Source organism: Aeromonas intestinalis, from assembly GCF_054052485.1.
This window is the reverse complement of record NZ_JBSTYK010000002.1, coordinates 17,952-31,596: the sequence shown is the minus strand read 5'-3', so window position 1 is coordinate 31,596 and position 13,645 is coordinate 17,952. Positions and strand designations below refer to the sequence as shown.

9 protein-coding genes are annotated in these 13,645 nt (G+C 56.6%); all 9 read right to left on the bottom strand.

What is annotated here, in order from left to right; all coding sequences use genetic code 11:
- Positions 1 to 3: 3 nt before the first annotated feature.
- The 9 genes from tssE to tssI all read right to left on the bottom strand — a co-directional run bounded on the left by tssE (position 4) and on the right by tssI (position 13,475).
- A complete protein-coding gene (tssE, locus tag ACW5W7_RS02510) occupies positions 4 to 435 on the bottom strand; it encodes a type VI secretion system baseplate subunit TssE (RefSeq protein WP_349921893.1) in 432 nt (143 codons plus the stop codon).
- A gap of 6 nt (positions 436 to 441) precedes the next feature.
- Positions 442 to 1,920 carry a type VI secretion system contractile sheath large subunit gene (gene tssC, locus ACW5W7_RS02505; RefSeq protein ID WP_349921892.1) on the bottom strand — a complete coding sequence of 493 codons (1,479 nt, stop codon included), beginning with the start codon at positions 1,918 to 1,920 and terminating at the stop codon, positions 442 to 444.
- Positions 1,921 to 1,956: 36 nt separating this feature from the next.
- Positions 1,957 to 2,460, bottom strand: a complete 504-nt coding sequence (gene tssB, locus ACW5W7_RS02500) for a type VI secretion system contractile sheath small subunit (RefSeq protein ID WP_349921890.1) — start codon at positions 2,458 to 2,460, stop codon at positions 1,957 to 1,959.
- Between the two features lie 651 nt (positions 2,461 to 3,111).
- On the bottom strand, positions 3,112 to 4,497 hold the full coding sequence (locus ACW5W7_RS02495; RefSeq protein ID WP_456500655.1) for a tetratricopeptide repeat protein: 1,386 nt from the start codon (positions 4,495 to 4,497) through the stop codon (positions 3,112 to 3,114).
- A gap of 524 nt (positions 4,498 to 5,021) precedes the next feature.
- Entirely contained in the window at positions 5,022 to 5,396 is a 375-nt protein-coding gene (locus tag ACW5W7_RS02490) for a hypothetical protein (RefSeq protein ID WP_456500654.1), read from the bottom strand.
- A gap of 236 nt (positions 5,397 to 5,632) precedes the next feature.
- Complete coding sequence (locus ACW5W7_RS02485; protein ID WP_100861745.1) at positions 5,633 to 5,851, bottom strand: hypothetical protein; 219 nt, start codon at positions 5,849 to 5,851, stop codon at positions 5,633 to 5,635.
- Between the two features lies 1 nt (position 5,852).
- Positions 5,853 to 10,712, bottom strand: coding sequence for an RHS repeat-associated core domain-containing protein (locus ACW5W7_RS02480; RefSeq protein WP_456500653.1), 4,860 nt, complete (start codon positions 10,710 to 10,712; stop codon positions 5,853 to 5,855).
- Positions 10,709 to 11,440 carry a DUF4123 domain-containing protein gene (locus ACW5W7_RS02475; protein ID WP_456500652.1) on the bottom strand — a complete coding sequence of 244 codons (732 nt, stop codon included), beginning with the start codon at positions 11,438 to 11,440 and terminating at the stop codon, positions 10,709 to 10,711. Before ACW5W7_RS02475 ends, ACW5W7_RS02480 begins: the two co-directional genes overlap by 4 nt.
- Positions 11,430 to 13,475 carry a type VI secretion system tip protein TssI/VgrG gene (tssI, locus tag ACW5W7_RS02470; RefSeq protein WP_456500651.1) on the bottom strand — a complete coding sequence of 682 codons (2,046 nt, stop codon included), beginning with the start codon at positions 13,473 to 13,475 and terminating at the stop codon, positions 11,430 to 11,432. The genes ACW5W7_RS02475 and tssI overlap by 11 nt, the downstream gene beginning before the upstream one ends.
- Between the last annotated feature and the right edge of the window lie 170 nt (positions 13,476 to 13,645).

Sequence of the window (13,645 nt, the reverse complement as noted above, 5' to 3'; positions counted from 1 at the left end):
TGATCAGACCATGCGGTAGTGACGGTGACTGTCCAGGTGGACGTTGAACGAGGTAACCTGTTCGATGTGCTCCAGCCTCACATGGGCCGTCACCTGAAACGACATCTCGAGCGGGCTCGCCTGAGCATCGGGTGAACGGACTTCCACATGAACTATCCGCGGTTCATACCGACGGATGCATTGCCGGATCGCCTCACGGATCCGCCCCTTGATATCGGCACTGCCCTGGGTGGCGTCATTGAGATCGACGACGCCAAGCTCGGGAGCACTGCGACAATTGCCGGGGCGAGTGTTGAGGATCTGGTCAAGCTGCCGTTTGACAGAATCCACCAGATCATCCACTTCCGAACGGGGGGAAGGGTGAACCCCCTCCCCCCGGATCCGGTCAAACAGGCTGGCCGCATTTCCTCTATCCCAGGAAGAGAGAGACGGCATCGGCCATTATTCCTTGTCCAGACGACCTACCAGAGACAGCTCGAAGCTGGCCCCCATGTACTTGAAGTGCGGACGGACGGCCATGGCGACCTGATACCAGCCCGGCTCCCCTTCCACATCCAGCACCTTGATCTGGGCGGCACGCAGCGGGCGGCGGCTACGCACGTCTGCCGGCGGGTTCTCCTGATCGGCCACGAACTGCTTGATCCAGCCGTTCAGTTCACGCTCCAGATCCTGACGCTCCTTCCAGGAGCCGATCTGCTCGCGCTGCAGCACCTTGATGTAGTGTGCCAGGCGATTGATGATGAACATGTAGGGCAGCTGGGTGCCCAGCTTGTAGTTGGTCTCCGCTTCCTTGCCTTCCTTGGTGTTCGGGAACACCTTGGGCTTTTGCACCGAGTTGGCGGAGAAGAAGGCGGCATTGTCGCTGTCTTTGCGCATGGTCAGGGTGATGAAGCCCTCTTCGGACAGCTCATACTCGCGGCGATCGGTGATCAACACTTCGGTCGGGATCTTGGCTTGCAGCTGACCCATGGCCTCGTACACATGTACCGGCAGGTCGTGGATGGCGCCGCCGCTCTGCGGGCCAATGATGTTCGGGCACCAGCGATACTTGGCGAAGCTGTCGGTCAGGGAAGTCCCCATCAGATAGGCGGTGTTGCCCCACAGGTAGTGGTCGTGATCCGAACTGATGTCTTCCTGGTAGTTGAAGCCCTTGATGGGGTTTTCGGTTGGATCGTAGGGCAGGCGCGCCAGGAAGCGCGGTGCCGTCAGCCCCAGGTAGCGGGCATCTTCCGACTCGCGCAGAGAGCGCCACTTGGTGTAGGCCGGGCCTTCGAATACCGACTTGAGATCCTTGATGGACGGCAGATCGGTGAAGCTGTCCACACCGAAGAACGTCGGTGCGACGGAGGAGATGAAGGGGGCATGGGCCATGGCGCCCACCGCGCTGACATACTGCATCAGCTTGATGTCGGGAGAGCTTTGGGTGAAGGCGTAATCACCGATCACGGCACCGATGGGTTGACCACCGAATTGACCATAACCAGTGGAATAAACGTGCTTGTAGAGGCCTGACTGGGTGATCTCGGGTGAGAACTCGAAATCTTCCAGCAGTTCCTCCTTGGTCGCATGCAGCACCTGGATCTTGATGTTCTCGCGAAAATCGGTGCGATCCACCAGGAGCTTGAGGGAACGCCAGGAGGACTCCAGCTCCTGCACTTCCTTGGCGTGCAAGATGACATCCATCTGCTTGCTCAGCTTCTTGTCGAGCTCGACAATCATGCTGTCCACCAGGGCCTTGTTGACCGGGTCAGTGGTGGTACCACTGTCCAGAATATTTGCGATGAGAGCAGCAACCCCCTGCTTGGCGACGCTGTAACCCTCGTCCACCGGGGTAATGCGTGCCTGCGCCATGATTTCGTCCAGCAAGGACGAGGAGGCAGCACTCGCCCCCGCTTGAACCTGTTCTTCGACCTGAGACATGTTTTTTCCTTATCAATCAGTCAATTAATCTGCAGATCACTCGGCAGGCTTGATCAGATCCAGCTCCTTGAGCAGCTGCTCGCGAGCCTCGTCACTGGACAGCAGATCCTGCAAACGATTGCGGAAGGACGGGATATTTCCGAGCGGTCCTTTCAGGGCAACCAGGGCTTCACGCAGTTCCAGCAGCTTGCGCAGCTCGGGAACCTGCTGGGCAACGCTGTCGGGGGTGAAGTCTTCCAGGGACTGGATCTTGATCGACACCGGCAACTCGTCCTGGCTGTTCTCTTCCAGGCGGTTGGGAACGGAGAACTTCAGTTCCAGTGCAGATTCTTTCATGACAGAGGAAAAATTATTCTTGTCGATGGAGACGGTCTGGCGCTCCTCGATGGGGGTCTCTTCCGTACGTCCTTTCATGTTGCCGATAACCATCATGGTCAGGGGAAGTTCTATTTCCGCCTGTTGACCACCGGTTGCTGGCACATATTTGATATTAATACGCTCTTTAGGCGCAACGGTGGCGCCATCAATTCCTTTTCCCATGCTCTAAATACCAAGTTAAGGATCCATGAAGACCCTAAAGCTTATAGCCAACGCTTCTACAGACAACTGTAAAAAATGACAGTTGACGAGTTCAAGGGTGAACTCGGTAGAAAAACGTCAGCCGACGAGGCATTTTCGATATGAATCCCGCCAAGGCGAAATAATCAAAAACGCAATATGCATCTTGTTACTTAATACAACCCGATTCGCCTCTACTCTTTGTTAGAGGTCTTGTTGGCTTAAGAGCCATTTGTGACAGATGGTATATTTATGACTCTTTTTCAGTCAACAAAAAATATCCAAAAGATAGACAGCAAAATTCAAGAAAACAGATAAAAACCACTAAAATCAACAGCTTATATGAAATACAGCGCTGCGTAGTAAATATCTCAAGTTGAATGCAGCGGTATAATATTCACGTTTGAAGCGACGATTAAGATAAGCCATTTATCAACAATGACATAAAAAATGTCGGTCTCTGATGTAAGCTCATCGTGCGCGAACCATGACATTGACTAGTCTGTCGATAATTGTCATGTGAGATGTCTTATAAGGTGAAGCGTGATTGCCCACGCTGTTACGCGTTGAGAATATTGTACATATGGTGTCATTGAGTATGAATATTCTCTATATCCACCGTCTGATTTAGTTCTAGGTTTTATCCTTTATATCGGCAAGAGGCGTACTTTCTTCGAGTTTGACAAACCAGTGTTGGGCCAATTTTTGACCAGCGGCCTTCTCCTGTTTTGTCATCCCTTTTTCCAATTCATTGCCCGCATCCGTCGCATCCTTGTTCCCATCAGTCGCGGCGAGCAGATACCATGCATAAGCATGCAAGCGGTTTCGTGGCGCCCCCCAGCCGCGCTCACGCATGGTGCCCATGCGGTATTGCGCCTGCCGGTGATTCGCATTGGCCGCCAGCCGATACTGCTTGAGCGCCTGAGCGTAATCCGCCTCCCCGCCCAGCCCCAACCGCAGCATTTCGCCATAGGCATAGTGGGCATCGACGTTGCCCTGCGAGGCCGCCGAGGCGAGGCTCTGGCGTGCTGCTACCAACTCACCCCGCCCCTGCTGCAACTGTGCCAACTCGAGTTGTGCCTGGCTCACCCCGCCTTTGGCGGCCAGGGTCAACCAGTGCTCTCGCGCCGCCGGATCGCTCTGTCTCAGACTCAGCTGATATTCCGCCTCGTGGGAACCATGGCTCGCCGCCAGTTCCAGCCAGTAACGGCCGAGGGCGAGATCCTGAGCCACCACCTCCCCCGCCAGATAGGCTTGTCCCAACCACAGCTGAGCCTCGGGAGCACCGGCATCGGCGGCGCGTTGATACAGGGGCAGAGCCTCGGCACCACTCGCCCGTCTGGCCAGGATCAGCAAGGCATCCGGTTGATGCTGGGCGGCGGCTTTGTCATACCAGCGCTGGGCGAGATCGGGTCGCTTGGCGACACCTTTCCCTTGCTCATAGCGCAGGCCGAGCCGATATTGCGCCTCACGGTTACCCTGCTCGGCCGCCTTCTCCAGCCACTCGATGGCATCGGCGTCGGCACCGGGCTGCTTGGCATACCACTCACCCAGCACCAGCTGAGCATCCGCATGATCCCGTTTGGCCGCCTGCTCGAACCAGTCGAGACACTCATCGGCCTGCTTGCCCTGATGTTGCTGCTGGCACGCCAGCCCCAGCTGATAACTGGCATCCGCATTGCCCAGCTTGGCCGAGCGCTGCCACCACTCCTGAGCCAGCTTTGGATTCTTGGGTTCACCGAGGCCAGATTGATACCAGCTCCCCACCTGCAGCGCGGCCTTGCCTCGTACATCCGCATCCGCCGCCAGTGGTCCTGATTGAACCGCAGCCTGTTTCATCCAGCGCATCGCCTCGGGATAATCCGGCTTGGCCGCCAGGCGGTTGGCCAGCTCATACTGCGCCTTGCCCTGACCCTGCTGGGCGGCTTGAGAGAGTTCGGATTCGGTCAGTGGGACCGTTGTTGTGCAGGCAATCAACACATTCGATATTAGTATCGATAATAAAGCACGGTATACCATCAATAATTCCCAAAGTTTTAAAAAATAGAACAGTGATTGGGTATAAAACTAAGTGTAGCTATATTTAACCCCCCTTAAAAATTATGTGCCTTGCGAAACTAAAAAATATACAAGAACGCCACGCGTGGAGTATAAAGAGAATAATTTATGGCGATATTATAATTCTACTACCGTCTACCCACCCATCTTTTATTATAGTCGAACATGTCTTATAATAAACCACGCGAACCCCATCATAAGTATGCAGGAGATATATCCATGCAGTTACTAACACGAAATATTTCTTCATCAAAAAATTATTTCAGTAGGGATTTTGTCCGTATCGTAGAAAAAACTAAATTATAATCACAACATATCCATTGCTGGCTATAAATTATGTTAGGTAGCAACCAAAAAACAAATACACCTCATCATTCATGCGTGAACATATAAACCAATTCAAAAGCCACATAAAAATATAAAAAAGTACTTCATACGTAACAGCAATGTTAAACGCCGCTCTCAAACCGTTGTTACAACGGTATTCAGTAAGCTGGAGAAAGTCGCTTTCCAATAATGAAATTTTCTAAGTCAACTTCAAAAAACCAATCTTGGAAATTATCAACCAAGTTACTATAAGTACCTACGATTGCGACTCCACTTGCAGAGCTAGGATGTATGGATATATATTCATATATTATATCTTCAGCAAAAGGGGTTATCTTACCTAGTTCAAACCCATACCTATTGTAGGCTGTAGCATTGAGGCTATTACCCCTTCCATACTCCATTACAACTATTAACTCATACTTATTTGAATACACACCATATCCTGTAGTGGGATAATCTATCCTGACCAACGAGTCATCGATATTCCACTTAGTATATTTAAAGTCCCTATCGTTAATAACTTCAACCATAAATATTTTACTACTAAAACCTGTAAAGAGTTAATTTTCAGGTTAACTCCCTAGGCAATATAAAACCCAACTAACTAGAGCACTAGAAAATATTAAAGACATTATTGTATAGTTCTTAATTACCATTCAGAGGTATTTTATAAAAATTGATATGGATGTGTCATTTTATATACTGTAACACATCCAGAGTCTGCCGAAAGTCCCATTACTAGATTGCACTACAATTAGCCATTACTTTATCCATATCTGTACATAAGTTCGTCTATGAGTTCTTTCTCTAAGTTTGTAAATTGCTTTAAATTAAACTCATCCATGTGTACAAGAATTGCTTTTATAGGTATGGCTCGTTTAGTATCTAAAACCATCTGGATCAACTTTATTGCCTCAGGGTCAATGCCTAGCAAATGATTTTCTATCATTTTTTTTGTTTCTGCTCTCAACGTCAAAATATCCATTTTATTCCCCCGGCAGTATATCTATTTCATCTACTTTTATAAATATGTCTTCACCATCGTTTGGCACCAACTGTCTAGCCCCCCCCTTACCATATTGTGGATATGCTTCAGTGAACGGTTCTAAATCAGGACCTTCACCGCCATGGCTATTAGGGACCTTGACTTTAAGTTTACCGGATTCATCAAACAATTGTAACGTATCAAACTTTATCCTAAGTCGCCCATCACTCCATGACCCTGTAGTATCACTAGACGTAACATGCTTCGGCGCCTTTATTTGGAAGGCCTCAGTGACCTGTTCACCAGTATCAAACTTATCAAAACCGAAATATGAAAGCCGTACTTCACCAGTATCCATTGCTTTTTGAGCAAATCTATTTACAGAACCATCATCATTAAGATATCTCATATATCGATATCCGGTGCTTGGCAATGTCGATGCAGGGCCACTTGGGCCAACATAAAAGTCAGGTTTACTCGCACCAACGCTCGGCGGCGCTTCCATCCCCTCCTGATGCTTTTGTTGAACAACATCACTATTATCCGGGCACTGCCCCGGCACATTGCTTAACCCCAGCGGATCCACCCAGCCGGTGGGGTTGGGGGCATACTGGTAGTTGTTGAGTCCACCGGCCAAGCCTATCGGGTCGGGGGTGATAAATCTACCCGTGTCCGGTTGGTAATAACGGTGACGGTTATAGTGCAGCCCGGTCTCGGCATCGTAATATTGCCCCTGGAAACGCAGAGACGTCTCGACCTCTGTCAGCTCCTGTTTCCAGACGTTCCCATAGGCACGATAGCGTACCTGCCAGGCGGTATGACCGTCGTGATGGGTCAGGGCCAAAGGCGTGCCCAGATGGTCCAGCTGATAGTGATAAACCTCGGCCTGCGCCCCCTCTCCTTCCAGCTGTACCAGGGGTTTGAAGCTGCCCGGCTCGTAGATGAAGCTGCGATAAGCGCCGTCGCTGCGGCTCTCGGCGATGAGGTTGTTGGCCTGCCACAGGAACTCGGTCACCTGCTCGTCGGCACCGTCGCTCACTGTCTTGCGAATGCGGCGGCCAAAGACATCGTAGTCGTAACGCACCCGGCGACCATCCGGCAGCTCGGCACCGATCAACTGATGCTGGCAGTCATATTCATAGCGGGTGAGCAGGCGTTGCCCCTTGCCACGGCGCTCGGCGGCCAGCCGGCCGAATTCGTCATAGTCGAAGTGACGATCACCGCTAAACAGCAGCCGGTTGCCCTGAGTGCGCGCCGCCTCGAAGGAGGTGCCCTGGGTCTGGCTCAGCAGGTTGCCAGCCGGGTCGTGCATGAAACGCTCGGTCAGCTCACCGCGCACCTCCAGCAACCTATCCAGCGGATCATAGCGATAGTGTTGCTCCCCTCGTGGATTGCCGGCTGTCACCAGGGCACTGTCGTCCACCTTCAGCAAATTGCCAGAACGGTCGTACCCGTAGCGTCGCTCGCGGGCGACCTGCTGACCGCGCTGCAGGCGCAATGCACTCAGGCGACCCTGCTCGTCGTATTCATACTGCTGGGTCAGCGCCCCCTGGCGGCGGCGCATCTCGAGACCCGCGGCGACCTGGTGGCGCGTCAGCTCAGTGCCGTTGAGATCCACGCCACAGAGGTCGCCATCCTGATACTGGTAGTCGAGGCGATTGCCATCCGGCAACCGCCAGTGCGCAAGCTGCCCCATGGCATCGTGCTGGAAGTAGCTGGATGCCCATCCCTGATGCTCGGCAGTGAGGTTGCCGCCCTTGTCATATTCAAAAGCCAGTGGCCAGGCGCCGTCGTCAACCCGGATAAGCTGGCCATAGGCATCATAGGCAAACTGGATCTCGCGGCCATCAGGCAGCTGTTTGCTGAGCAGCCGCCCCATGGCATCGCGCTCATAGCGGGTGACCAGTTCGGTCTCTTCCTTGCCGTACTCCACCTTCTTGCAAAGATGACCGTTCAGATCGTAGCGATAGGCGATGGTGCGCCCGTCAAAGCCCGTTTCCTGGGCCACCAGTCCGTTGGGGTAATACTGGATGCGGTGCTGCTCGCCGTGCTCGTTCTCAATCTCGCTCAGGAACATCTTGGCGTTGTCGTAGCGGTACTTGAGCGCGCTGCCATCGGGATTGATGCGTCGGCTGAGCAGATGAAGGCGATCGTGGTACTCATAGCGGGTCTCGCGGCCCAGTTCATCCCACTCGGCCGTCACCTTGCCATAGGGGTTGTATTCAAACCGGCGGGTGCCGCCGCCGGGCAGGTGCACCGCCTGCAGGCGATCGGCCCCATCCCACTCGTAACGGGTGATGGCACCACGGGGATCCCGGCGCAGGATCTGGCGGCCCCGCTCGTCATAGCGCCAGCGGGTGAGGCCGCCATCGGCACCCTTCTCCTCGATAAGCTGGCCGAGGCGGTTCCAACCCAGTTCGATGCGGCTGCCATCGGGCTGCGCCACCCAGCTGAGCTTGCCTTGCGCCGTGTAGCCGTAACGGGTCTGGCGGCCGAGAGGGTCCACTCTGGCGGTGACATCCCCCTGTTCGTTGCGCTCGAAGCGCCACTCCCGCTCTCCTTGCACCACCTTGCGAACCCGACCATCCCAGTAGCTGTAGGCGGTTTCACTGCCATCCGGTGCTATTTCCAGTGACAACAACCCCTCATCGTCGTATTGATAACGGGTTTCCCCTCCCAAAGCATCGCGGGACAGTACCTTCTGACCCTGATTGTTGTAGTCAAATTCGGTGATTGCACCGTCCGGATCCTGCTGGCGCACCAGGCGGGCATTGCTGTCATGGCGATAGACTTCGAGGCTGCCATCGGCATTGGCAACCGTCACCTCTCCCTTGTCGTCATCCCAGCCGTAGCTGACATCGAAGCGGGCGACGTCGCTCCAGTGGCGAGTGGCGCGGGCCTGATGTCCCTCCCCTTCCCACTCCCAGAAGAAGCTGGCGCCACCGGCGAGAGTACGCTCGAGGATCACTCCGTCGGGCCGGTAGCGGTAACGCTCCAGCTCACCCACCCCGTTCTCGGCGGCGGCAAGCCGGCCCGACTCGTCGTAGTGATAGCGTTGCAGGATCGATTGTGGCTGCCAGTGCAGGCCATCGAACTGCTGCAACTCGAGGGCGCAGAGGCGATCCCCCTGATAGACGAGGCGCAGGGCCAGGCCCCCCTCGTTCTCCAACCAGCTGGGGCGCCCCTGCTCATCGGTGCGCACCGTCAGCCGATTGCCGTGAGCATCGGAGAGTGCGGTCAGGCGCCCTTCGTTCCCCTGCCAGCGAAAATGCAGGAAGGGCGACCCCGCCTTGGCCAGGATCACCTCGTCATCGCTATCGCCGAGATAGACGGCCGCCGCCGACAAGCGGTTGGTCACCATGGGCATGCTGCCGGACGGCAGTGGTAGCTCGATGGCAAGGGACTCATCATCCCACCAGGTCAGGGTCTCGCCGTGGCGCTCGAGCCGATGGGCCAGGGAGTGACTCCAGCCAGCCCCCATGCCGCAGTCCAGCGCTACCGCCGAGGTACGGTAGAGACGGCCAAAGGTGAAGGGCAGCATGCCCGGCAGTTGGGCGTCCTCCAGTGCCAGCAACTCTTCCCCCGTCACCATGGAAACGGGGCAGCCATTGGTACAGGTCTGGGCTTCGGGCTGATGAGGCTGATCCGATGGTGTCCTGCCTTGCTTGGAGGCATCCGGGGTGTTGTTGACCTGCTTGATCTCGGTATGAGCCTCGAACCTGCGCTTCGCTGCGGTCCCCTGCACCACTTCGGTCGTGGCGCCGCCATCCACCAGCTTGAGATCCGCCTTCTTGGCTGGATTGAGCCGGGCAGCGCCGGCTACCAGCACTTTCTTGGCACTCTGGGCATGCTGAGCCAGATTGTGTTTCTTGGAGAGACTGACCAGTGCACTGACCAGCCTGGTCACCCGATCGCTCTTTCTGGCGACGGTGGCGGCCTTGGCGCCATAGCGCACCGCCAGCCCGGCACCACCGGTCAGAACTACCCCAATGATGACGTCGATAAGCACTGAGGCGATCACCTGGGCACCAAATTCGGTCTGCTCGTCCGGCGGCAGCAACTTGACCCAGCTCACCAGGGCGTAAGCGTAGAGATAGAGCAAGGCCTCGTCTTGCAACACCAGCATGGCGGCCTCCATCTCGGTGGCCCCCGCCCTGGCCATGGCGGCCGCATCAACCCCGAACTCCGCCAGTTTCTTGGCATTGCCCACCGGATCGGCCAACAGATCGTAAATGGTCTTGAGATCGTCCCAGACCCCGACCAGGGCCTTGCCGATACCGCTGGCTGCGGCGAGGGAATGCGCCCCAAAACCGCCCCCGTTCATGGTGTATTTAGCCCAGGCGGCCTTGTGTTCGCTTCCCCACTCCTTGGTGAGCCAGGCGATGAGATCCTGTTGCACGGGGGCATAGGAGGCAAAGAGCCCATCCAAGTCGGCCTTCTTCACATTGGGATAGAAGGTGACGCGATAGGATTTGCCGGGGACCAGTTTGCCCACCTCGGCGATGCCCTTGGCATCCAGGGTTCCTTCCTTGACCACGGACTCGCTGACGAAACGCCCTCGCACCATCTTGCCCGCTTCCACCTTGTAGGGGGTATTGCCGATGGGGATGAAACGCACCGATTCGAACAGATGCACCAGCCGCAGGGTGCCGCTCAGTGGGCACTGGGTGACGACAGACTGTGCCTTTTTGCTGTTTGATGAAGCCGTGACTTTCTTGTCACCCACCTTGATGGTCTGCTCCATGTCCATGCTGAGCAGATCCCCCAGAAAGAAACTCTCGGCATCCTTGCGGTACTCTTTCAGGGCGTTGCGATAATCGGCGATCACCTGGTTGAAGACGGCCTGACCGGCGTTGCTCATGCTTGGACCTCTTGCAGCAGCGCAGCTTCCAGCGCCGGGAATAATTCGGAGTCACTCAAGGCATTGCGCGCGACGAAGCGGGCGACCTTGAGCCGTAGATTGGCCTCGGGGAAGGACCAGTAGAGCTGACCATTCTGATCCGCAAGTTGTTGCATCAGGTTATTGATGAGAGGGGTGGGATCCCGTTTTGCCAACGCGCTCGTCAGCGCCTCAGGCAGGCTCCACCAAGGGAAGGGTTGTGATGCCTTGGCCTCGGACGCGGTCCAATGAAAGCCATGTCCAGCGACCCAGAGTCCGCTCAGTTCCGGCAGCAGGGTAGTGAAACTATCCCCCAGCAGCTCTGCGATGGGCACCAGATAGGCGCCATCCCAGTAACGAAAGAACACCGCCTCCCCCTGATGCCATACCTGGGTCAGCCCCTGCAGATGGGCATAGAGAGTTGCCATGGGCTGTGCCGTCGACAAAATGAACCCCCAGTCACGGGAGTCCGTCGTTGCCGCCCATTCGATAAAGGAGCTACCTCGATCCAGCTCGACCAGATAGGGCATGACGGGGTGCCAATCTTCATAAGGGGTACCAAGATAGAGCCCGCGAGGAGTATGGCGGCCATCCAACCGATAGTAGTGCTGCAAGGGGGCAGCATCGCTCGCTCCCGCCAGTACGGCATAGAGAGGGCACGGATCCTCCGTGGCGATCCACTCGCCCAAGGGGATGGACTCAGATCTCACAAGCACCCTCCTTGCACTTCTCGCACTCTTCGCAGAACGGCGCCGCGCTCTTCATGGTGGCGAGCTGAGCCGGGCTCAGCGGCACCTTGGGAGTCGGGGGAACTGAGACCCCCAGAGGATTGCTCGGCGGTTTACCGCCCCAGCCGGAGCCGGAGCCGGGGCTGCCGCCTGAATTCATCTTGATGGTGGGGCCCACCAGGGTGACGCCGCCGCCATCGACCTTGATAAAGCAGCCGCCGACCTTGACGGTGATTTCGGACCCCGCCTCCAGCACCACCTTGGCACCGGCCTTGACGTGCACCTCTTGCCCCGCCTGGGTGAGCCAGCTTTGACCGAGTTTTTGATGCAGGGAGGCATCCACGGTGAGCGAATAATCAGCCTTGACGTGATCCCGCTTCTCACCATTCACGGTGAGATGGTCGTTGGCCTTGATGCGAGTAATGCGCTCATTGTCGATGTCCCTGTGCTCGTCGTGTTTGATGTGCCAGGCCGCATCGTTTTCAATCAGCAGATTCAGGTCTTTCTGACCGTGGATGTAGATCTCTTCCTTGCCCGCCTGGTCCTCGAGGCGCAGCTCGTTGAAGCCCTCTCCCTGATGGGTCTCGGTGCGCAGCACTGTGCGGGTCTTGTTGGCAGGCAACTCATAGGGCGGTCGGTTGGTGGCGTGATAGGTGCGGCCCGTGATAATCGGCTGGTCCGGATCTCCTTCCAGGAAGCTCACTATCACCTCGTGGCCGATACGCGGGATGGTCATCATGCCGTACTGGCCGCCCGCCCAGCCCTGGCTCACCCGCACCCAGCAGGAGCTCTGATCGTTACTCGAACCGTAGCGGTCCCAGGGGAATTGCAGCTTCACCCGGCCGTGCTCGTCGCAGTAAATTTCCTCCCCTTGTGGCCCCACCACGGTGGCGATCTGCGGGCCGTCCACCATGGGCTTAAAGGGCGCCTGTGGGCTGCCGATGCGCGCGCGCCAGGTGGTGCTGGCCTTCACCACCCCGAATTCGTTGTGATAGACGGTGGGGCCGCTGCCCCCCTCCTCCTCCAGCGCCTGGGGCTGCTGGCCCACGTGGCTGATACGCACGACTTGCCAGTCGGCATTGAGCACGCCGTTCGGGTGTTCGGTCAGAGAGAAATACTGCCCCGGCAACAGGGCCGCGCAATTGGATTTGCCTTGGCCGGTGACGGCGTCATTGCGCAGGGCATCGAGCCGGTGCTGGGCAAACGCCTTGCCGCTCGGGTCCAGCTTGTAGCGACCCGGGGAGTCGAAATGCTGATAGGTATCGCGCTGGTGCTCGAGTTCGGCACCGCGCTGCTTGTGGGAAAGCCCATAGGCCGGGGTCTTGAAGCTGTAGTCCTTGAGCTCCACATCCGACGTTCGCACCGCCTCCCGGTAGTGGAATTGACGCACATAGGGGCCCTGCTCCAGCGAGCGGTTGCCGAGGTTGAAGAAGAGCTCGGGGCCTTGGGTCAATGCGGCGGCATCGTCGGCAAAGACGATGCGATGCTTGCCAGCTTCAAACTCGTGGAAGTAGAAGAGTCCCTCTTCGGCGGCGAGGCGATTCACGAAATCGAGGTCCGTTTCCCGGTACTGGACGCAGTATTCACGCTTCGCGTGTTCATTTTTCAGCGCAAAGGCGTAGTCGGTGATGCCGTGCTCTTGCAAGAGGATGGAGAGGATTTCATCCGGCTTCTGGGCCTGGAAGATGCGCGAATTCTGGCGAAGTCCCAGTCGCCACAGGACGGGCTGCACCAAGAGCTGATAGCGGGTGCGGCGAAAGCCGCTGTCCCCTTGGGCCACGTCACTCACCACCCCGCAGACCCGCCGCTGCAGCTCGCCGTTGTACCAGATGAGCAGCTCGCAGGGCTGGTCCAGCACGGCGCCAAAATCGACGTCAGGCTGGGGGCTCGCCAAATCGAGCCTCAACTGGAAGGGGCCGTTCAGCGCCTCCTCCAGCGCAAACTCGGCCACCACGAAGGTGCTCTCGGGCAGCGCCCCCACCTTGACGGTAAATTGTAATCCTGTGCTGTCTGCCATCGGTGCGCCTCTGCTGTCGGCCCGCATCGCTGCCGGCTGCCTCAAGGTGGGAGAGAGATCCGCCATGGCCGCCACTTTTTCGCCGCCATGGCTACCGCACGCCCCCAAGGCGTGCGTGCAGATCCGTCGTCATGTTCTTTGTTGTGCCCGCTCACGCGGCAAACGGGCAG